The sequence below is a fragment of the Chitinophaga sp. LS1 genome (genome assembly GCF_034274695.1).
Classification (GTDB): Bacteria; Bacteroidota; Bacteroidia; order Chitinophagales; family Chitinophagaceae; genus Chitinophaga.
The window spans coordinates 4,805,559-4,828,015 of the sequence record NZ_CP128362.1 but is presented as its reverse complement, the minus strand read 5'-3'; the positions used below and the strand labels follow the sequence as shown (position 1 = coordinate 4,828,015).

At 45.9% G+C, this 22,457-nt stretch carries 18 protein-coding genes; 2 read left to right on the top strand and 16 right to left on the bottom strand.

The features are described from left to right. The first annotated feature begins 398 nt into the window (after positions 1-398). Positions 399-1,274, top strand: a complete 876-nt coding sequence (locus tag QQL36_RS20025; protein WP_083721818.1) for an AraC family transcriptional regulator — start codon at positions 399-401, stop codon at positions 1,272-1,274. 31 nt (positions 1,275-1,305) lie between these two features. Here QQL36_RS20025 and QQL36_RS20020 read toward each other — a convergent pair whose 3' ends face one another. The 4 genes from QQL36_RS20020 to QQL36_RS20005 all read right to left on the bottom strand — a co-directional run bounded on the left by QQL36_RS20020 (position 1,306) and on the right by QQL36_RS20005 (position 8,520). Then, positions 1,306-1,779 carry a hypothetical protein gene (locus QQL36_RS20020; RefSeq protein WP_321566571.1) on the bottom strand — a complete coding sequence of 158 codons (474 nt, stop codon included), beginning with the start codon at positions 1,777-1,779 and terminating at the stop codon, positions 1,306-1,308. Positions 1,780-2,045: 266 nt separating this feature from the next. Further along, positions 2,046-2,504, bottom strand: a complete 459-nt coding sequence (locus QQL36_RS20015; protein ID WP_143708766.1) for a hypothetical protein — start codon at positions 2,502-2,504, stop codon at positions 2,046-2,048. Between the two features lie 57 nt (positions 2,505-2,561). Further along, positions 2,562-5,912, bottom strand: coding sequence for a PQQ-dependent sugar dehydrogenase (locus tag QQL36_RS20010; RefSeq protein ID WP_321566570.1), 3,351 nt, complete (start codon positions 5,910-5,912; stop codon positions 2,562-2,564). A gap of 373 nt (positions 5,913-6,285) precedes the next feature. Further along, on the bottom strand, positions 6,286-8,520 hold the full coding sequence (locus tag QQL36_RS20005) for a S9 family peptidase (protein ID WP_321566569.1): 2,235 nt from the start codon (positions 8,518-8,520) through the stop codon (positions 6,286-6,288). 177 nt (positions 8,521-8,697) lie between these two features. Here QQL36_RS20005 and mgrA point away from each other — a divergent pair, with 177 nt between their 5' ends. Further along, positions 8,698-9,693 carry an L-glyceraldehyde 3-phosphate reductase gene (gene mgrA, locus QQL36_RS20000; protein WP_321566568.1) on the top strand — a complete coding sequence of 332 codons (996 nt, stop codon included), beginning with the start codon at positions 8,698-8,700 and terminating at the stop codon, positions 9,691-9,693. Positions 9,694-9,840: 147 nt separating this feature from the next. On the opposite strand, the gene QQL36_RS19995 is transcribed toward mgrA, so the two are convergent. The 12 genes from QQL36_RS19995 to QQL36_RS19940 form a co-directional block, all read right to left on the bottom strand. Beyond that, entirely contained in the window at positions 9,841-10,602 is a 762-nt protein-coding gene (locus QQL36_RS19995; protein ID WP_083721823.1) for a phosphosulfolactate synthase, read from the bottom strand. Between the two features lie 200 nt (positions 10,603-10,802). Next, a complete protein-coding gene (locus tag QQL36_RS19990; RefSeq protein ID WP_083721824.1) occupies positions 10,803-11,282 on the bottom strand; it encodes a DinB family protein in 480 nt (159 codons plus the stop codon). A gap of 125 nt (positions 11,283-11,407) precedes the next feature. After that, positions 11,408-12,310: a sterol desaturase family protein gene (locus tag QQL36_RS19985; RefSeq protein WP_083721825.1), complete on the bottom strand. Its 903-nt coding sequence runs from the start codon at positions 12,308-12,310 to the stop codon at positions 11,408-11,410. A gap of 15 nt (positions 12,311-12,325) precedes the next feature. After that, positions 12,326-12,481 (bottom strand): hypothetical protein, encoded by a 156-nt coding sequence (locus QQL36_RS19980; RefSeq protein ID WP_321566567.1) that lies wholly within the window; start codon positions 12,479-12,481, stop codon positions 12,326-12,328. 13 nt (positions 12,482-12,494) lie between these two features. Then, entirely contained in the window at positions 12,495-12,617 is a 123-nt protein-coding gene (locus QQL36_RS19975) for a hypothetical protein (RefSeq protein ID WP_255373858.1), read from the bottom strand. A 3-nt stretch (positions 12,618-12,620) separates the two neighbouring features. Next, positions 12,621-14,444, bottom strand: coding sequence for a sulfatase-like hydrolase/transferase (locus QQL36_RS19970; protein ID WP_321566566.1), 1,824 nt, complete (start codon positions 14,442-14,444; stop codon positions 12,621-12,623). A 19-nt stretch (positions 14,445-14,463) separates the two neighbouring features. Then, a complete protein-coding gene (locus QQL36_RS19965; protein ID WP_321566565.1) occupies positions 14,464-15,915 on the bottom strand; it encodes a RagB/SusD family nutrient uptake outer membrane protein in 1,452 nt (483 codons plus the stop codon). A gap of 11 nt (positions 15,916-15,926) precedes the next feature. Next, complete coding sequence (locus QQL36_RS19960) at positions 15,927-19,043, bottom strand: TonB-dependent receptor (RefSeq protein WP_321566564.1); 3,117 nt, start codon at positions 19,041-19,043, stop codon at positions 15,927-15,929. A gap of 537 nt (positions 19,044-19,580) precedes the next feature. Further along, the gene (locus QQL36_RS19955; protein ID WP_179091023.1) at positions 19,581-19,730 is read right to left on the bottom strand and encodes a hypothetical protein; all 150 of its coding nucleotides are present in this window, start codon (positions 19,728-19,730) and stop codon (positions 19,581-19,583) included. A gap of 46 nt (positions 19,731-19,776) precedes the next feature. Further along, the gene (locus QQL36_RS19950) at positions 19,777-20,646 is read right to left on the bottom strand and encodes an aldose 1-epimerase family protein (RefSeq protein ID WP_083721829.1); all 870 of its coding nucleotides are present in this window, start codon (positions 20,644-20,646) and stop codon (positions 19,777-19,779) included. A 33-nt stretch (positions 20,647-20,679) separates the two neighbouring features. Then, a complete protein-coding gene (locus QQL36_RS19945; protein WP_083721869.1) occupies positions 20,680-20,889 on the bottom strand; it encodes a hypothetical protein in 210 nt (69 codons plus the stop codon). 162 nt (positions 20,890-21,051) lie between these two features. Beyond that, entirely contained in the window at positions 21,052-22,452 is a 1,401-nt protein-coding gene (locus QQL36_RS19940; RefSeq protein ID WP_083721830.1) for an MBL fold metallo-hydrolase, read from the bottom strand. Positions 22,453-22,457 lie beyond the last annotated feature (5 nt).

The following is a 22,457-nucleotide window of genomic DNA, read 5'->3' as shown; positions in this document are numbered from 1 at the left end:
CTGATAGTAATCAATTATTATTAAATTTTAACCTCTTTGACTGAGGGGTAGTTGCAATGCCTGTTATACGCACATCTCCGAATTATTGCGCGGGCGGCCGCCGGGCCTGCGGAGACGGAAACACGGTACTTTTAACGGGTGTAATTTAGGTTAATCCGGATTTTATCCATCATTGCCCGGATATTAACCTGTATAGGTTTAATATTATGAAATTTGGGTTAAAATCCGTAATATTGAGAGGACGAAATTTTAATTGTGTAATTAACACTCATTTCTACCCGATAGACGGGATCAACCAAAATATTTAGATTTTGCTACTGAAGAAGGGCCTTTTTACTTTTTACCTGTAAAACAATTTTTGCAAGTACCTGCTTGCGGTGACTTAAAATTACTTTACGATGAAAGTGTTACAGTTTACTATACCTGTTCCGCTGGACAAATCGATCATTGTTCAAAAAGACGTTTTGCCTTTTTTCTATCCACACTTACACAGACATCATGAGATCCAGATGAGCTGGATTCAACAGGGAGAAGGCACCCTGGTAGCGGATAATAATATGCATGCGTTCCGGCCGAATGATATATTCTGGCTGGGGGCAAATCAACCGCATATCTTTAAGAGTGAGGCGTCGTATTTTCAGCCTAAAAGCAGGAAGAAGATCGTGGCGCTGGCGATATTCTTTAATCCGAATGGAGATCTGTCTTCGTTGTTTAATTTGCCGGAGACGAAGTTGCTGAAGAACTTTATTTCGCAGAGCCAGTCAGGGTTTAAGGTGCCAGATGCCCATAAGGCGGAGGTGAGTAGTAAGATGATGCAGATTACGAATAGTAGTGGCACGGATCAGTTGTTGCAGTTTGTAGATCTGTTAAAGCAATTATCCGGGTATGCGGATATGACGCCACTGGCTACGGCACAGAAGACGCAGCTGGTGAGTGAGCATGAGGGGATCAGGATCGGGAATATCTATAATTATATTATGCAGAATTATGATAAGCCGATCACGCTGGAAGATGCGGCGAAGCAGGCGCATATGACACCACAGGCTTTTTGCAGGTTCTTCAAGAAGCATACGCTGCATACGTTTGTTTCATTTTTGAATGAGGTGAGGATTAATGAGGCGTGTAAGAAGCTGACGGATGGGGCGTTTGATAATATTGCGACGGTGGCGTATACGTGTGGGTTTAATAGTATTACGAATTTCAACAGGGTGTTTAAGACGGTGACGACGCAGTCGCCGAGTGATTATATGACGAGTTATTTTCAGAGTGTATGATATTGACAAACCCGCCTAAAACGGCGGGTTTTTATTTGCCTGTTAATAGTCTGTATAACTTAAGAAAATTATCTTTGTACCCCAAAAAGATAATTACCAAAATGCCACCTGACAACCATGTAAACCCTTTCCATCGCCGGCCCGGTGCGGCCTTTTCTAATTCAACAAAGTCCGTACCAGGTAAGTATAATACCTCTACCTGATCCAGATCTTTTAGTCGTTCGTAGTCATCTTCACGGGTATCCGTTGTAAATGATTCGCCCTGATAGCTCAGTGCTACCCTGCAATCAGGGTATTTACCAGTTGTTATCGAAACACGATTAATATGCATGGTGACCCATTGAGCTTCCTGCCCTCTTTTATATTGCACCCCAAACCAGATGTGCCCTGCAATAATACCAATGATCAACAATAATACGCCGACCTCGTCCTTCTTCCATGTAGGTTGCCCTGTTCTGGCTCTCTGACCGGGTATGCTGATAGGTATTCTTTTTTTCCTTTTCATACGCTGTTTTTTCTGCAACACCCGCTTTTCAAACTGTAAAATATAATCTCTAATTAGTTGGGACAATACTCACCTTTGTAAATCAAATCCTTGCGCTCTAACGTCTTCTATAGTGTCTTTTAATGCAATGATCTTTGCATTAACACGAATTCCCTTCGTAGCCACCCTGAATGCCTTCAGGTCCTTCCGCAAATTGATGCACGTCAATAAAAATATTACAAAGCTTAAAGGTAAGCTCAGCTTAAAAAGAGTCATATTTTTGATACCTACATTTTTATATCCGGATTCACCCCCTGCTTCCTATGTGCCGCCCATTGCTCCAATGCCTTGTCAAAAAAAGACTGCACCGTCGCCCTACTCCCATCCACATACACCTTAATCAATTTATGATCATACGTCGTCACCAACAAGTGCGGCGTTCCTACCTGTGCCGAACGGTACAAAGTATCCATGGTCCGGATATTCTCATAGTATGCAAAAGCAATTTCATCTTTCGACTTGCTTCTATCATCTATATAGTAAGTAGCTACCCGCTTGCTGGAAACAAAATTGCCGGCTATTCGCTTTCTGTAGTTGGAGTAAAATTGGTAAATGGTCTCGTCCTCATCCAGTAAATGCAGATCCTTGAGGCGCTGTATCAACCGCTCGCTGATCATCTTGTCCCTTTGGCCGGGCTGACAGGCAAACAAACAACATAAAAAAATGCCCCAAACATAATATTTCATGGTAAAGGAAATTTACAGAAAAGCATGGAGGCCAGAACCGACCTCCATGCTTTTGCGCTACAATTTAATAAATTTCCTGTTTATCTTCTTTTCACCGTCTTTAAACTGTATGATATAAGTACCCGGCGTCAATCCGCTCACGTCGATCTTACCACCTTCAGAACGCAGGGAACTGGTTTGTCCGCTGGCTACGTTCACGATGGTAAAGAGACCGTCGCTGGTTATTCCACTGATATTAAGGTAATTATATGCTGGGTTGGGATAGATCTTAAACGCCTTCTGAGGAGCAGCGTTGTAATTGGCTACCCTGGCAGCACTGTTGCCGTAGACTTCCAGTTCGAAAATTGAGTAACCATAGCCCGTAGTTCTGGCGGTACCGTAAATCTGCACGTAACGACCTGTAGCTGTCAAACCGGTGTGGTCATTTATGAGATCGTTATTGCCTGTAATGTTTTTTACGGTATGCCAGTTGCCAATGGTGTCCGCCACCTGTACGAGGTAGTCTTTGCCTTTGGCATTTTCCCAGGTGATCTTCACTTCGCTGATATTATACCTTGCTCCCAGGTCTACATAGATCGAGGAAGGATCTTCGAAGGCGCTGGACCAGCGGGTATTCAGGTCGCCATCCACTGCTGCTGAACCAGGCATGGTCACGGCGTTTTCATTGCCGGATACCACTACGTTTTTATTCAGTGCCAGGTTAGCGCTGCCACCATTGCTGACGGTGATACCCACCGGGATGGAAGTAGCCGTAAGACCCGCATTGTCAGTCGCTTTGGCGGTGAGAGAGTATGTACCGGCAGGCACACTGGTCCAGGTAAAGGTATAAGGCGCATCAGCATCCTCTCCTATTTTTGTACTACCCTGGTAGAATTCTACATTCATGACTGTGCCGGTAGAATCTGTGACTGCAGCTGCTATTTCAATGTTATCGCCTGCGGAGAAGGTGGTATTGTTTGCAGGCGCACTCAGGCTCACTACAGGACCTTCTACGCTACCTGCCAGTGCAAAGGTGAGGTAGTTCACATTGAAGTCTGTGGCATCCAGCGATACGCGCAGTACTTTCACACCTTTGGTCAGTACAGGTGTGGTGATGGATACCGTTTGCCATGCCTGAAAACCACCAGTAGCAGGTACGGTAATATTGCCGGAGATGTTCTGGCCATCCAGTTCTACGTGCATCGTCTTGGCAGCGCCGGGATTGGCTACGCGAACAGACAATGTGTATTGCGCAGCAGTCGTCACATCTATCGTATATTCCAACCACTCTCCAGCTGCCACATAGCCAATGTTATAACCACCTTCGGAGCAGTTTTCAAGATCTACATCTTCAGTTGTGCGGTATTGATTACCTGCATTGCCGGTAGAGTTGTCATGGTAAGCAATGCCTTCGCCACCGAGGTCGAAGTTTTCAATTTCGATCTTGCCGGGAATAGCCGTAGGAGTCGCGAAATAAGGATTTTGCAGATTTGCACCAAGGGCATAGTTTGCTGTAAAGGTGCTATCCTTTGCAGGCACACGGATCGTCTGAGCCGCAGCACCCCCATTGCTCCAGGATGCGAATTCATAGTACTTGCCGTTTAATACCTGTGGCGTAACCGCTTCCAGGGAGATCGGTGTATTGACGACGAGTGTCTTTGTAAATGGCGCAGTGTTCTGTGCACCGAGAATGAGTTGTAATCCTGCGATGTTAGCAGCTGCGGTGATGTTTACTTTATTTGGAATGATATCTATTGAATCTACACCGGTACGACCTTGTGAATCACTCACGGTGAGCATGATGCGTAACCATACATTCGGAGAAGTTTCCCCACCATTGTCGGCCACAAAAGTACCGGCAGTTACACCATTTGGTACGGCGGGACCCGGGTGATAGTGCTGATTGTTCGCACCATCCTGGTGATAGAAACGTACTTCCCACTGGTATTTGCTGGCAGGTATAGTGCCATCTTCTGCATCGGTGGCAGTAGCTGCAAAGTGAACGGTATCGCCTACATTCCAGGTGAGTGTAGAGAGTGGTGCAGTAATGTGTGGCACCGGGCGTGCATTGAATGGCAGTATAGTGAGTTTTGCGTTATCACTGGTATCCCTGCCTGCACTGTTGCTTACAATACAACGATAATTGGCTGAATCGGAAGCGGCTACTGCTGCAATCACAAAAGTATCTGCCGTAGCACCGGAGATGTTCACACCATTCTTTTGCCATTGATAAGTTAATGGCAATGCACCCGAAGAGGTAACGGAGAATTCAACAGGATCGCCCGTTACAATAGCCTGGCTTTGCGGCTGATTCACGATCACTGGTAATTGTGTCGTATCATATTCCAACCGGTACAATGATCCGTTCGTGCCGTAGTATACAAAATAAATATTACCATCCAGACCTACGCTCGTGCCCAATACACTTCTGAAATTGGTAGTAGAGAAGGTCGTTGCGCCGGCCCCGGGATTGGTCGCATCTACACTCCTGAACCAATCAGCACACCAGTCGGAGAAATAAAAACGATTCTTGTATTCGGCAGGGTACCTGGTGTTAGTTGGGTTGAAGAATACACCAGAGGTAATGGCACAACCCCATCCATCATGCGGATAAGCGAATACAGGTGCGATGGTAGAATCAGGTTGTTCAGGACCTGACTGGCCTTTGCCATCCCATCCATAGTTATAATGTTTGGTAGAATCCGGTGCAGTGACATCGTCAATTTCTTCATAGTTACCGCCTACATTGACAACGAATATCTTGCCGGATACCGGGTCCAGTGCCATTTTCCATGGGTTGCGCATACCGATGGCCCAGATGCTTCTTTGCTGGCGCGAAGCATTGGGTGTGTTGTAATAAGGATTGCCGGGAGCAGGCTGACCATCGGCGGTGAGACGCAGGATCTTTCCACGATAGGTATCCAGTTTGGTTGCTTCCGCAGGAGAATTACTTTCTCCGATGGCGACATACAAATAATTGTCTTTGAACAGGATGGCGCCACCATTGTGAAAACCATTGATGATAGGATCGAATTCCATGATGCGGGTCGTGTCAGTGATCTGGTTGGCGGCGTTGATCGTCACGCGGTCCAGGTAGTGCACGGTGCTGGCAGCATTGGTGTAGAAGATGTAGAACTGGCCGTTGGTGGCAAACTGCGGATGCAGTGTGATGCCTAACAGCCCCTGTTCATTGGCAGTAGTCGTCGATACAAAATGTACGATGGAGACAGTACCGTTTTGATAGACTTTTACATTACCGCCACGTTCGGCGATAAAGATACGGCCATCAGGCGCATGGGCCAAAGCAGTGGCTTCATTGATGTTGTTGCCCGAGAGCTGTTTGAGTACAAATGCCGATGGCAGTTGACCAAAGGCAGCACTGGCATAGAGAAACACCAATATAAAAATGGTGAGTAGGTTTTTCTTCATGTATAGGATTGTTGATGAATGAATATAGGAGGATATGTTTAAGGCATGGTATGTCTTTGTTAATGGCGATTGTAAAATAATAAAGATATCGGATAGAATGCGTAAATGCCGGCAATTACCGGCATTTACGCAGAAAAATAATGTAGATATATACTATACAATGCCGGTGGCATAAGGTACCAAAGGACCCAAAGGATACCCCTCTTAGACGGGTAGTAATTGAGGACTAAAGGTCATTGGGGGTTGTAAATTGCTGGTAGCTACAATCATTTCAAAATTACACCCGTACATGATGAAAAGGAGTAAAGATTTGCCGGGCAATGGTGATCTTAATTTGAGATATAAAGTCAGATAGAATTTTATACAGCGAATGTTAATTTCTATCAGGTGGTGTCACCCCCAATAAATTCTTAACAAAGAAATCCCGCTTTTTCAGTCTGCCATACGGCCCACCATCGCTATGGCCCATACCGGGCACCACAAGCAGATCGAAGTCTTTATTCGCTTTGATAAGGGCATCTACAACACGGTAGGTAGATTCAGGTGGTACGTTGTTGTCTGCTTCGCCAACGATGAGAAGGAGTTTGCCTTTCAGTTTGCTCGCATTAATCACATTGGATTGCGCGGCGTAGTGTGGACCCACCGGGTACCCCATCCATTGTTCATTCCACCATTGCTTATCGACACGGTTGTCGTGACAACCACAGGCAGATACAGCGGCTTTGTAAAATTCAGGATGGAAGAGCAACGCACCTGCAGCATTCTGGCCACCAGCGCTGGTGCCGTAGAGGCCTACGCGTGTAGTATCGACGTAAGGATATTTTGCAGCGAGGGCTTTGATCCATAATATACGATCCGGCAAACCTGCATCAGCAAGATTTTGCCAGCATACATCATGAAAAGCTTTGGAGCGGTTGGCGGTACCCATACCATCGATCTGAACGACAATAAAGCCCAATTCTGCGAGGCTTTGCATTTCGCTGAACGTCATGAAGGTCTTGGGTACAAAAGCATCCTGTGGGCCTGCGTAAATGTTTTCTATGACAGGGTACCTGCGTGTACTATCAAAGTTACGCGGACGGCATACTACGCCCCAAATGTCGGTCTGGCCATCGCGGGCTTTGGCGGTGAATACTTCAGGCAGGCGGATGCCGGTGGCGAAGTAATCGTGCAGGTCTGCTGTTTCTACTTCCATTATCTGTTTGCCATCGGTAGTGCGATGCAGGGTGGTGACAGGTGGTAGATCCGGACGGGAATAGGTGTCGAGGTAGTATGTTCTGTCAGGTGAAAAAGAAAGATTATGCTGGGCATTTTCTTTTGTGAGTGATACGAGTTGCGTACCATCGAAATTAATGCGATAGTAGTGAATATTGTAAGGATCTTCGCCAGGGTTCATGCCACTGGCTTTGAACCAGATCTCTCTTTTCTTTTCGTCTACACTGTCGATGTCGCGTACCACGTATGGCCCTTTGGTGATCTCGTTTTTGATCGTGCCTTTGATGGCGTCAATTAAGTATAAGTGGTACCAGCCGTCTTTTTCGGAGGACCAGATAATTTCGTTAGTTGCTTCGAGATAGTGTGTGAAGATGCGGGATTCATAGATGAAGGTCTTTGTTTTTTCATCGACCAGATCGCGGGTATTGCCATTGGCAGCATCGACTTCTATAATGCGGAAACGCTGGTGACCACGGTCTGCTTTTTCGTACGTAAAATAGCGGGGATCATCTTTGCGCCAGCGCAGGTATGGCTTGCCGAGGAAGTCGTAGAGCGGTGTGTTGACTTTAGTCGCCTTTTTATCTGAAGGATTAAAAATGAACATTTCGAAGGAGGTGAAAGGATCCCCGGGTTGTGCATATTCTTCTGTATCCAGGCGGGCACGGGTCTGTTCCGGGAGAGAAGAAAGTAAGTGGTGGATGGATCCTATTTTTTCAGGACGAATGCGGTAGCCAACGAAGTACCTGCTGTCAGGCGACCATTGCAATGCGCCGTAAGGCTGATCGATATTGCCATCGGTGGTGAGTGTTACGGAGTCAGTGGCGCCGGTGGCTTTGAGGAAAACATTGCCGTTGTGTATGGAAGTCACCCATTCTTTGTTGGGCGATGATGTATCGGAGGCAGTGTTGTCATCGTGAAAAGACCAGCGGGAGATATTACGAAAAGCTGTTTGTGCCGTGCTGACCAGCGGTGTTTTTATCTGTGTACATTGGCCATTTTTGTATTCATACCATTGCTCTTTGACAGCAAATTTCAATGAAGATTTCTCTATCAGCAGATCTGTGATCGGCAGATGTTTGCTATCAGATAGCTTTAAAGCAGCAGCTACTTTTTCGTGGTCGAATGCAGGTGATTTTGTGCCTTTGACAGCATCCACTAATATATATTCGGCAGTGCTGTCTTTTAAATAGTTTTTGTACCAGAATGATTTATTGTTTGCCTGCCAATGAGGTTTGACAGTGGTTTTGTAAGCTTTGCCACGAATGATGGAATCGAGTTGTGATGCTTGCTGGTAAGCAGTTTTTTCTTCAGCAGCAGAAGGCTGATAAGGAGGTAAGGATTGCGCCCATGCGAATGCCGGGAATAAGATGATCAGCAGGAAAATATTTTTCATAATGATAAATTTAAGGGATGCACGGTCATATGGGTTTGCAGATTTTAGCTTTTTCTGAGCGAAAGTTGCGAAAAATTTTCTTTGCTTTTAATAAATGTTTACGGCCAGCTGAAAGGATAACCGGCTTGAGAGATTGATTAATTAGCACTATCTTGGGCATTCTAAATTTTCACGAATATGAATGCTTATGTACCTGCTGGTGACCGGTATGATTCCATGCAATATAACCGTTGCGGGAAAAGCGGCATCAAACTCCCGGCGGTTTCGCTGGGCCTGTGGCACAACTTTGGTTCCATCGATACTTTTGAAAACGGCAGAAAGATTGTACGCCGAGCCTTTGACAAAGGCATTACCCATTTTGATCTGGCGAACAATTATGGTCCTGTGCCTGGTTCTGCAGAAGAGAATTTTGGGCATATCCTGAAAAAAGATTTTACTGGTCATTTGAGGGATGAACTGATCATTTCTTCCAAGGCGGGTTATCATATGTGGCCGGGGCCTTATGGAGAATGGGGTTCAAGAAAATATATGTTGTCCAGCCTGGATCAGAGTTTGAAAAGATTACAGCTGGATTATGTAGATATATTTTATTCTCACCGTCCGGATCCTGATACCCCGATCGAAGAGACCATGGGTGCACTGGATACGGCAGTCAGACAAGGAAAGGCGCTGTATGTAGGATTGTCTAATTATACAGCGGAGCAGACAGCGGCGGCGCTGGCGGTGTTAAAGTCACTCGGTACGCCTTGTTTAATCCATCAGCCAAGGTATTCTATGTTTGAGAGATGGGTGGAGAATGGTTTGCTGGATGTGCTGGAAAGCAATGGTGTGGGATGTATTCCGTTTTCACCACTGGCACAGGGGTTATTGACGGATAGATACCTGCATGGTATTCCGGAGGGATCAAGGGCGAGTAAGCCAAGCGGGTTCCTGAAAGCGGAGCAGATCACGCAGGAGAAGCTGGATAAGATCACAAAGCTGAATGCGATAGCGCAGCAGAGAGGTCAGTCGCTGGCACAGATGGCGCTGTCATGGTTGCTGAAGGATAGGCGGATAACGACGGTGTTGATTGGAGCGAGTTCTGTGGAGCAGTTGGATAATAATCTGGGGGCGTTGGGGAATTTGAGGTATACGGTGGAGGAATTGGAGGAGATAGAAGGGATTTTAAAATAAAAGGAAATTTGAGGTTGGAATAGAGATAGAAGGTATACTGAAATAATAGGAAATGGAGGTTGCTGAGTGAAAGCAATTTCGAAATTACATAATAAAGGCTCCCTTGGTAACCCGGGGAGCCTTTAATTATTTACAAATAAAATAAGTCTACAAATAAAAATGGAAACTATCCCCTCTCAGACCCACTCTCATCGCTTCAAGAGAAATGACTTCACTTGATGATATATTGCCGAGATTGGCATTACAACCTACCAAACGCAGGAAATACAATTGCTGATCCTTACGTGGCGCTTCCCAAATGATTTTCTCCCCGGGGATCTTTGTGAGGATCTCCTGCACCAACCCTTCTCTCACCTCACCTGAGTCACGATACAGACCCACCGTACCCTGCTCTCTTGCTTCTGCAATTACATAAGTAGCACCGGCTTCCATCTCAGCTTTCATCAACTCAATCCATTTATAAGGAGGCGTGATGTGCTCACGGTCTTTATCTTTGGAACCTACTTCACTTAATACAGTACCCAGTTTTGCCAGTTTTTCTATATACCCGCATTTTTCAGCGTGGGGGATACTGAGTGATCCGTCGGATACTTCAAAATATTTGATACCATATTCTTTGGCTACGTTCAGGTAGTCATCGAACTGGTTGCGGATGATAAATGCTTCGAGCAGTAAGCCACCAAAATAGACGGGTACATTGAAGGAATGGAACAGGTCTATTTTCTCCTTCAGGTTTGGCGTTACGTAGGCCGTACCGAAGGCGAGCTTTACCATGTCTACATGTGGTGATGCAACGGATAAGAAATCTTTTGTGTCTTGCAGGCTCAGTCCCTTGTCGGTTACCATTGTGATGCCGTTAGAACGGGGCCGTTGCGTACGTTCGGGCATCTTATCCAGGTTGAAGTTCATTTTCCTAATTTTTTATCTTCCGGGGCAAAGGTATTTAAAAAATCAGGACATGTGAGGGAAAGTTTTGATGGATGGGTATTGACGTTGGATCGCACCTTGTGTCAGGCGTTGTCTGGCTATTTCAGGTGCTGGGTGGCACCTTGCGTCAGGCGTTGTCTGGCTGTGTCTTGCTTTTGAAAGAGCCTGCGGCTATTTTTGGGTTATAGTGATTGTAGCTGTTTCTTTAATAATTCTATCTGGCCGGTATGGTACATGTCATGGAGGGCTACGCCATTGATCAGGTATTTGATATCGTAATCCCTGCCGCCTACCGGTGTGTCCAGGTCTTCGGGACTAAGGTCATCAAGCGCGTCCAGCAGGTCTTCGTGTACGTTTTCCTGTGCTTCGAGAAGTTGTTGCCAGCCTGCGGCCGGGTCTGCTGCGAGATCAGTGACATTAAGCGAATCTTCCTGATCGACGTCGTAATTGATATTGCCCTGTAATTTTTGTATGACGAATTGTTTCCAGTGGGTCATGTGCTTTACAATAGCGGCGATTGAATTACGGTGGCCAGGGGGTTGTTGGAACGCCAGTTCGGGGGTTACACCATCAATGGCACTGCAAAAACTGACCCCTACCCAGTTGTCTCCATCATAGATCTCGGCATATTGCTGATGGATGTCGAGGTTGAGTGATTTCATAATTTGAGGTTGATATTGTAAAATACGGAGTATGAAGGGATTTCCCTAATAATGGTGTAACATTTAATATAAAAAATACGCTTTGCCTGTGGCAAAGCGTATTTCAAAAAAAAGGGTGGGGCTCATTATGACCCTGCCACCACCGCAGGCGCCTCCAACGGCAAGGCATCCCCTACCATAGGTCCGTTAGCCGCCAGTTCGCTTCCTTCTTTCTTAGATTTGAATATAGGCCACAGAAACTGGGCATACCACTCTTCCTGTTTATAATGTTTAATGCCATACCCGGAAGGATATTGCCGGGTTATAATCCCCGTACCAAATATCAGATCCCAGACAAAGAACATATTCCCAAAATTCCCTTTATAATACCCGACCCCATCATCTGACGTATCTGCATGATGCGCATGGTGGGTAGCAGGCGTGGAAATCACCCTCTCCATCACCCAACCTATTGGCTTCAGCCATTTGATGGTATAAAACGGTTTGTCCCATTTTATACTGGAATGCGCGCCTGTTGTAATCAGCGCTTTCACCCCTGTTACAAACAATACTGGATATCCTAATCCCAGGTACACCAGCGTTGTTGTCAAATAGATCTGTGAAAAGAAAATGGTATAGATCACATTCTGCCTGCTCGCCATGGCCATCCCCATATAAGGCGCTGAATGGTGTGTACGATGAAACCGCCATAACCAGGGCAACTGGTGATGCAACCGGTGATACCAGTACTGTGTAAGATCATCTGCTATTGCTATGATGGCAAATCCCCACCAGAAAGGTACCCATGCAAATGCATTCTTCGCATCCGGCAGAAAACGGGGGAATAATAACAGACCTAAGTAAGCCACGAAAGGTCTTACAATGATCTTAGGTATGATAAAGCAGACAATGTCCAGCACCTTTTCATTCTTCGTCCAGTGATTTTCATAGAGTCCATAAGCAAATTCGATCACTCCAATGAGCAGCATGATGACAGGTAGTCCCCAGCCATTGAGATTGCGAAAAATGGTTTCGATATGTACAAGCATGTGAATGAGTTTTTATTATTTGTGAATAGTTATCGCCGGTTTATCTTTCCATGGCCGCTGACCTGAAATCTTAAAAGACAATAACATCAGCACGATCGGCAATGCATAAATGAAGACGCTGATAATGACATCTCTCAATATGCGTTGCTGCGTTACTACTGGCGTTTTCATACCTTTTGTTTTTTTAGTTAGACAATAAATACCTGACCAACCATAATAACAGACCGATCACCCCCAATGGAATGAGGAAAATGATGATCCCCACTATGATCTTCCTAATGAGTAATAGTATGTCCTGCACTACCATGACTTATCGTTTTACTTTTTTTGCATTAATTAATTTTCCTGTAAAGACATCTTCCCAGTCTATGAGTGGATAGATGTTGTATTTCTTAGCATCTTCTTCAAACTGTTTCTTCAACTCTGCCAGTTTTTCCGGATACTTTTTAGCCAGGTTATTTTGCTCGTTGAAGTCTTCATCCAGGTTATAGAGTTCCCATTCATCTTTGTCAAAATCCTTCTGTACATCATGTTTTGTATCCGCATACTCATTCAGATCAATGTAATCAGGATGATGTGCTGCTGCGGCTTTCCAGCCATCTTTGTACACGGCACGGTTACCAAAGATGTAATAGTACTGTTCTGTATGACGGGATGGGGCCTTTGCATTGTCAAAAGAGTAAGCCAGTGATGTACCCTGTAAGGTGTCCTGTTTGATCCCTTTGATCGCTGTAGGAAATGGCACGCCTGTCACCTCGAGTGTAGTAGGCAGAATGTCCGTTACGTAACCGTATTGGGTACGCAGTGCTCCTTTGTCTGTGATCTTTTTTGGATAGAACACGATGAGCGGGTTGCGGGTACCACCTTCTGCAAATGCATCCTGTTTCCAGAATTTGAAAGGTGTATTGGTCGCCTGTGCCCAGCCTAAAGGATAGTTGGCGTCTGACTCCGGCGTGCCAATGAGTGCGATATTCTCTTCGTTGTATTTAGTGAGTGCTGCACGGGTGAGGTTCTTATTACCTCGCGGTGTTTGTTTGTTGGAAACGACACCTTCGTCCGTACCTTCTTTGCTGGCGCCGTTATCACCTATTACCACATAGATGAGGGTATTGTCGAGCTGATTGATACTCTTTAAATAGTTGATCACACGACCTACCTGGTAATCGGTGTAGGTAAGGTATGCAGCATAGACTTCGAAGAACCGTGCATAGAGCTTTTGTTCATCGGGTCTCAGGCTGTTCCATGCCTTGATGCGTGCATTGCGGGCAGGCAGGGTGGCATTTGCAGGAATGATACCCAGCTTCTTCTGGTTGGCAAATACCTTCTGGCGGTATACATCCCAGCCTTCGTCAAACTGACCTTTGTACTTATCACGCCAGTCTGCAGGTACCTGATGTGGGGCGTGTGTTGCCGCAGGTGCATAGTAAAGAAAGAAGGGTTTACCCGGCGCCGCCTTTTGCTGACGTGCGATGTAGCTGATGGCTTTATCAGTAAGCTGTTCACTGAAGTGACGGCCATCAGGTTGGATGTTCACATTGTCTTCTGCCAGTGCAGGTTTATATTGATCTGTTTGTGAGCCAAGGAAACCAAAGAAATGTTCAAACCCTTTGCCGGAAGGCCAGTAGTCGAAAGGACCGGCATTGGAAGTATCTTCATCAGGTGTGACCCCATACTTACCAACCGCAAAGGTATTGTAACCTGCATTCTTCAACACTTCAGCAATGGTACCGGAAGAGCTGGGGATACGACCATCCCAGCCGGGGAAACCTGCTGATGAAAAGTAGTGTGCAAAACCACCCATGTGTACAAAGTGCTGGTTTCTGCCCGTGAGCAATGCTGCACGGGTAGGTGCGCAAATGGCGGCTGTATGAAAATTTGTATAGCGCAAACCATTAGCCGCCAGACTATCAAAAACCGGCGTGCTGATTAAACCACCAAAAGCACTGCTGGCACCAAATCCCACATCATCTAACAATACGAGCAATACGTTGGGTGCACCTTGTGGCGGACGCACAGGTTCAGGCCACCACTCTTTGGATTCGGCGAGGGTGCGGCCGACAGTGCCCTGATAAGTTTGAGCCGTCGCAGCGAGCGAAGAGAGAATAACAGCAGCTGCTAAAAATTGTTTTTTCATTGATAGCGTTTTGTGAGTTTTACCAACCGGGATTTTGTGTCAGTTCGTTATTAATATCTATTTCTGATTGTGGGATCGGGTAGAGTGTATCTTTCAAAGCAGCGCCTGTCTTGGCAGGATACACCCTGAGTGCATCGTACAAATAGGTGCCTCCCCTTCTCGACAAGTCGAACCAGCGATTGCCTTCCTGTATGAATTCCTTTCTTCTTTCATGGAATACAGAATCACGAAAAGCTGCCTGACTCAGGCCTGCTGTGAGGTTGCTGATCTTTGCCCTTGCCCTTACCTGATTAATAGCAGCATAGGCATCGGCTCCGGGACCATTGATCTCGTTCAGTACTTCTGCCTGCATGAGCAGTACATCTGCATAGCGGATCACAGGATAGTTGATACCACTGATGGACTGATTCGTCAATGGAGAAATGGAATAGTCGATGAACTTGGCGAAGCGTGCAGCGCCGAATTGTACATACTTGCCAGTGGCAGCATTATACATTTGTGTAAAGAACGTCACGTCACGACGGGCATCAAAGCTGGCGAACAATTGATACAAAGTACTGTCTGCAGGCTGATCGCCGGGATATACAGCGGGATTGAAAGAGCTAAAGTTACTACTGCTCAGAGAGTTGGTACTGTTCTTTGCTCCAAGGTTGGTACCAAATTGTACAGAAAAGATATGTTCTTTGCCATTCTTGGTTGACTGCTGGAATACATCGAGGAAGTTATCAAATAAGGCGTAGCCATAACCACCATTGATCACTGTGTTGAGTTCTGTTGCTGCTTTTGCCCATTCTCTTCTGGTCAGGTAAACCTTAGCGAGCAATGCATGCGCCGCGCCACTGGTTACACGGCCTACATCAGCACCGGTGTATGTTTTAGGCAACAGGGTCGCCTCATTCAGATCTGAAATGATCTGTGCATAGACACTATCCTTGGGACTACGTTTTATCTTTTGTGCATTCACATCGATGCTGGTAGGATCATGCAGTACCAAAGGTGCATCGCCCCAGAAACGTACGATATTAAAATACAATAAGCCCCTGATGAATTTGGCCTCGCGCACCAGTCTTGCCCGAAGGGTGGTATCGAAATCTATATTCGGAATATTGTCTATTGCCACATTTGCACGGCTTATACCAAAATAGTGTTGCTGCCAGTTCTTTTTGATACGGTCATTGGCAGGTACATAAGTCGCAGTACCTAATGCACGTACATCTGTATTGGTATTGGATGGACTAAAGATCTGGTCATCGCTACCGTTGCCGGTTAAGAGGTTCAGGTCACGGCCATAGATCACGAAGTCGCCGGCAGCATCGGTATTGAGTGTACTGTACACCGCTGCTACGGCGGAAACGGCGTCTGACTGCGTTTTGTAGAATTGCGATGCCGTGACGATGGAGTTCGGATCTTCTTCCAGCTTGTTGCAGGCAGCAGCGAAAAGTAAAGAAAATATGATGAGCGATTTGTTCATGGTTGTTAATTTTAGAATGTCAGATTCAGACCAGCGAGAAAACCTTTTGTGCTGGGATAGGCGCCGTAGTCAATACCCTGCTTGGTATTGTCACTATCAAAGAAATTGACTTCGGGATCGAGGCCGGTGTATTTGGTCCATGTCCAGATGTTCTGGGCAGAGACATACACCCTGAGCTGACTGATATGTAACTGGCGGATCACATCGCGGGGAATGGAATAGCCTAAAGAAAGTGTTTTGAGTTTTACGTAAGATCCATCTTCTACATACCTGTCAGTCACCTGTGCTACAGGCGCGTTGGTGGCTTTCGCAACTTTGCCGTTGGGATTGGTCGCACTGTATCTATCCAGCAAAGTGGCAGAGGCATTCAGCGAGAGCGTAGGTATTTCCAGTTTTTGCTGGAGGAAGTTGAAGATCTTATTACCATAAGAACCCTGGAAGAAGAAGGACAGGTCAAACCCTTTGTAAGCAAGGGTATTGGAGAAGCCAAAAGTAAATTTAGGCTGCGCACTGCCTAAGTAATGTTTATCTGCAGTGGTGATCGCACCATCACCATTTGTATCTACATATTTGGTATCGCCTACCTGTTGAGATACACCGGTAAGGTAAGGTACACCTTTCGCTACGTCTGCAGCGGTAAGCAACCCTGCGGTATTATATCCCCAGAAACTGCCGACAGGCAACCCAACTTTTACAATCACCGGCGATACATATCCTGTTGGCGCCAAAGGGTAGTAGTAATCGGTTCCCTGACCCAGGCTCAGGATCTTGTTTCTGTTCACAGCAAATACAGCGGTGGTCTTCCAGCTGAAGGAACTGCTTTTGATATTATCCGATGAGAGACTCAGCTCTATCCCTTTGTTCTCTACGCTACCTACATTCTGCAATACACTGGAATACCCTGAATAGAGCGGGAATGGTACATTCAGCAGCAGGTCTGTCGTCTTCTTATAATAGGCATCGAAGGTAAAGGTGAGGCGGTTGTTGAAGAAGCCTGCATCCAGTCCTACGTTGTATTGGGTAGTAGTCTCCCATTTCAGATTGGGGTTGGCAATCTGTGTAGGAGCAATACCTGTAACCAGCGAACCATTGAAGTAGTAATTGCTCGGTGACAATGCTGCCAGTGAACTATAAGGTGGTACTTCGGAGTTGCCGGTACGACCTACTGATGCACGTAATTTCAGGTCATTCACGACTTCGCTGGCAGGACGGAAAAAGTTTTCCCTACCTGCATTCCAGGAGACACCAAGAGAAGGGAAGTAACCCCAGCGGTTATTTTTACCCAGTTTGGATGAACCATCTGCACGCAGGGAGATCGTTACATTGTATATATGGTTATAAGAATAACTGGCTCTTGCAAGGTATGAATTCAGTGATGACTCATGTGCATCGGAAGTAGAGAGTACAGCAGTACCTGCATAGTTCAGGTTATTGAATGTAGTCAGGTCATTGGGGAATTTCTGTGCACTGGCTACGGCAGACTGATCTTCCTGGTGCTGGGTAGTATAACCAGCCAGTACGTTCAGGAAGTGCTTATTGCTGAAAGTATGATCCCAGGTGAGGGTGTTTTCATTGATCCAGGTCGATGCGGCAATATTACCCACAGATGCATAGCCCTGTGCAGAATACCCGGTACTGTTGCCAGCTGGCGAACCCGCGTAACTGGGAGAGTAATAATTTTGCTTGGTATTAATGAGGTCTGTACCGCCTGTAACTTTGAGGGTGAGGTCTTTGAGGATCTTGTATTCTGCGGAGGCGTTGCCGAGAATACGACGGATGTAAGTACGGTTAATGGTGGACTTAAAATCCTGAATAGGGTTGGTAGGAATTGAGGAATAAGGGCTGGCTGTATAATAGGTGCCGTTTGCATTGTAGACAGGCACTACGGGTGATACCTGTAATAAATTTGCGAAAGCGGTGCTCTGGAAGTTGATGCTGTTATAGCTATTTCCATAGAGTTTATCCTCGATGGATTGGCTACCGAATATATTGGTGGAGACTTTCAGTTTGTCGCCAATATTTCTTTCGTAATTGATCCTGCCGGAGTACCGTTTGAAACCGGTGTTGACAACGATACCGTCCTGGTTGAAGTAGTTGCCGGAGATGAGGTACCTCGATTTATCGTCGCCACCAGATACAGAGAGCTCGTGGTTTTGAATGGGCGCTTTGCGAAGTGCGGCAGATTGCCAGTCAGTACCGGCACCGAGGGCAGCGATGGCAGAGTCGCTGTAGGTTTTGGTGCTGCCGGTGCTTGTATTCACATCATTGATGAGAGAGGCCCATTGGGAGGCATTGAGGAGGTGCAGTTTTTTACGCACCTGTTGCTGGCCAAAGTAGGTGCTGTAACTAATTTCGTCGCGGCCGCGTTTCCCTCTTTTGGTCGTGATCACCACTACCCCATTCGCGCCACGGGAGCCATAGATGGCGGTGGCAGAAGCGTCTTTGAGGATTTCTATACTTTCTATATCGCTGGGATTGATGGTAGAGAGGGCGTTCACCCCTACCCCGTTGGACGCGCTGGTATTTACATTATCATTGTTATTATAGATGATAAAGCCATCGATCACATAGAGGGGGGCGTTGCCAAAGCTGATGGAGTTCCCACCTCTTACACGGATAGTGGCGGTGGCACCGGGTGCCCCGGAGCTCTGGGTGACATTGATACCTGGTACGGAGCCTTGCAATAAATTGTCGAAAGAGGCAGCGGGTTGTGACAGCAATCCTTTGTTCACGCTGGCTACAGCGCCGGTGAGGTCACTTTTGCGTTGGGTGCCATAACCTACTACTACGACTTCGTTGAGCTGGCTTTCGTTTTCGACCAGCGAGATGGTGAGTGGTGAGTTGGAGGCTTCGATCTCCTGTTTTTTATACCCTATATAAACCGCTTCGAGTACGTAGGGAAGTTTTTGTCCTGTTTTGAAAAAGAACTTCCCTTTATTGTCAGTGAGCACCTGGTTGGTGGTACCTTTGATCCTTACCAAAGCCCCTATGAGCGGGGTTTGGGATTTGCTGTCTACGACAATGCCGGTGAGTGTGGAGTTGATGACTGGTTCATTCACTGTTTGAGCATACGACGTTACAGGTGCTAATCCCAGGGTGAGTGAGATGAGCAAGAGAACTTTTTTCATTAAATTTGTAGTTAGCGATTAAAAAATAAGGTGCCTGCCCAGCGATGCGAATCGTTGAGTAGAGCGATAACGAGCCTTGTTAAAATCCGGCCGGTGACTGTTCCCGCAGTTACCGGCTTTCTTTTTTTAGCACACGGATGGCGTGCCTTTGTTATGTAGATGTGTGTGCATATTGCAGTTTTGAGGCATTCTTATGTCTTGTGATTGACATAGGAAAGCACGTGTCAGGATTATTATGATGGAAAGGTGATTGAATGGAAGAAATATAATTAGCGGCAACAACAGCGGTCGGCTGAGTTAGGACATCCTGGTTGATAATAAATGGTTTGTACTGTATTTGCCATTGTACAAAATAAATTACAGTGATATTGGGACAAAAATAGTAAAAAATATTAGTCCACCAAATTAGTGTACTATTATTTTTTTAAGAGATAAGCCATTTCAGGGGCAATCGCTATGCGATAGATATAAATGGGCTTTAACGCTGCGTTGGGTTAATCCTTTAAAAAATAAGAAAACCGCCCCGAAGGGCGGTTATTAATGATGTTTAAAGTATTGTATAGCCTGTTCATGTTTCTTCGCATCTTCCAACGAATCAAACGTTCCCAGGTTTTTCCGTTTTTGTGTCTTCGGATCTACTTTACGTGAGTAAATCCGATACTTCCCTGATTTCAGTTTTCGTATCATGACAGTTCGTTTTTCTCATCATAATACCTGAAAATATCATACCATATTAAAAGAAATCCGCTGTCCAGCTTCTCTCAAATACCTGTTCAGCCCCCAGTTTATTGATCCCTTCCTTTTCTGTAAGTTCACCAGTAGCATCCACATTATCCGCTACACCACACCACGGTTCGATACAAACAAAGTCAGCATCTATCGCCGCCCAGATACCCATGAATGGAAATCCATCAAATTGCAAAGTAAGACCATGTGGTTTCTTATCGCTTTTAATGGAGATCGCATTGGAAGCAAGATCTTTAAATACCAGTGCATCCTTATAAAAGAGTGATTTTTTCAGGTCTAAGCGCTGTGTATGCTCCAGGAAAGGAACAGGTGTCTTTTCCACAAATCCTCCATCAGACAGGAGATATAAACGGGTATCTTCTACTTTATTAAACGCAAGGTAGTAATCCTCGTAAGTAACTCCTTCTTCCAAAGGCACTTTGAATGCAGGATGTGCGCCCACAGAGAAATACATGTCTGCCACACCTTTATTTTCCACCTGGTAAGTAACAGTGAGCTTTGCATCTTCAATTGCATAAATGACAGCAAAACGGAAATGAAAGGGGTATACTTTCAGGGTTTCTTCATTACTATTCAGTTCGAACGTAACCTGGGTATCGCTCTGCGAAGTAACAGCAAATACATTGTCCCTTGCAAAACCATGCCTGCTGAGTGTGTAATTTTTTCCTTCAAACGTGTAAGTATTATTCTTTACAGTACCCACTATAGGAAATAGTACAGGGCTGGTTTTGGCCCAGAAAGCAGGGTCTGCATTCCAGAGATACTCCTGCTGCAGGTCTGTACGGGTTACTTTGCGGAGCTCCGCTCCTTTTTCAGCGATGACTACGTGCAACTGTCCGTTCTTCAATTCAGGCATATATTCCTATTTTTATGCCTGTAAATGTAAGGATTATTTTTTCCTGGCACCCAATACCAAAACTACGCCTACAACAGAGACAATCGCGCCCGCATAGGTAGGCCATCCAATCCATTTGTTTTCTTTCTTATTGATTTCAACGGGGCCAAGGTCAACTACTTTCTTTTGGGTGGTTACAGAGAAGCCTCTGATGACAATCATGGCAATACCAGCGATAATGAGGACGAGACCTAATGTTTTCATGCTTATCAGTTTTAGATAAGTAAAGACAATCGGCATGCCAGCAAAATGCAGCAAACCACTTCTAACAAAAATGGAAGCCAACCTGAAAGATCATCCTCCGGCAGAAGGGTATCTTCTTAGTCAGCTTCCTTGCAGGTTTATTTGTATAGTCTATGAAGAACGTCAAAGTTGGGTTTGGGGGCACACATATTCAGTCAACTGAAGTCTGTTTGCTTCACGGATTGCCTTGAGCCCACCTCTAACATCTACCAGGTGGCTGAAGCCTCTGGCTTTTAGTATGGAGATAAACATCATGGAGCGATAACCGGCTGCACAATGTATGTAGTACAATTTCTCTTTATCCAGCAGTTGCATGCTGTCATTGATATAATCCAGCGGCGCATGGATAGCGTCCATAACGTGTTCGCTTTCAAACTCACTTCTGCGGCGTACATCCACAATATGCTCCCCACCGGTGAGGGAACTGGCTTCTACCGTAATGACCCTATCTATAGGCTTGCCGGCCTCCATCCAGGAGAGCATACCACCTTTCAGAAAACCCATAGTAAAATCATATCCCACTCTGGCGAGACGGACGATCACTTCCTCTTCCCTGCCGGTAGGTGCTACGATAAGAATGGGTTGTTGTATATCCGGAATGAGGGTGCCTGCCCATGGAGCAAAGCTGCCATCAATACCGATATTAATAGCACCGGGTATAAAACCGGTGGCAAATTCTTCAGGATCGCGGGCATCGAGAATGAGTGCACCCGTTTCGTCTGCGATAGCTTCGAAATCTTCTGGCAATAACGCCTGGAGACCTCTTGACAAAACGGTACCCATTTCAGTAGCACCTTCTTTGTTCAACCGCACATTTTCAGGAAAGTAAGCAGGTGGTGTAGTCAGACCGGTAGTTACTTCAATGATAAACTCATCGCGGGTCATATTTTTGCGCAAAGCATAGTTTGTCGCAAGCTGGTTAGCCAGGGTATCGGTGGTTTCGCGGCTCATATTTTTGCCACAGGCACTACCTGCACCATGACCGGGATATACAGTGATATCACCAGGTAATGTCATGATCTTGTTGCGCAGGGAATCGAACAGCACACCGGCCAATTCTTCCCTGGTCATGTTTGCGGCCTTTTGGGCCAGATCAGGACGTCCTACATCGCCAATAAAGAGGGTATCTCCTGAGAACAGGGCCACCGGTTTATTAAACTCGTCGTATAATAGATAAGATGTAGACTCTGGTGTGTGCCCAGGTGTATGTAACACCTGAATAGTACATTTGCCTAAGAACAGAAATTCATTGTCATTTGCTACATAGGCGGGGAAACCTGGTTGTGCCGTAGGGCCATAGACGATAGTGGCGCCGGTAATATTGGACAACTCCAGGTGGCCTGAAACAAAGTCAGCGTGGAAGTGTGTTTCCAGAACATATTTTATACTGGCGTCGGCAGTGGCGGCCTTTTGGATATAGGGGGCCACTTCGCGCAGCGGATCGATGATAGCTGCTACTCCATCACTTTCGATGTAGTAGGCCCCATGTGCGAGACATCCTGTATAAATTTGTTCTATTTTCATGGTGA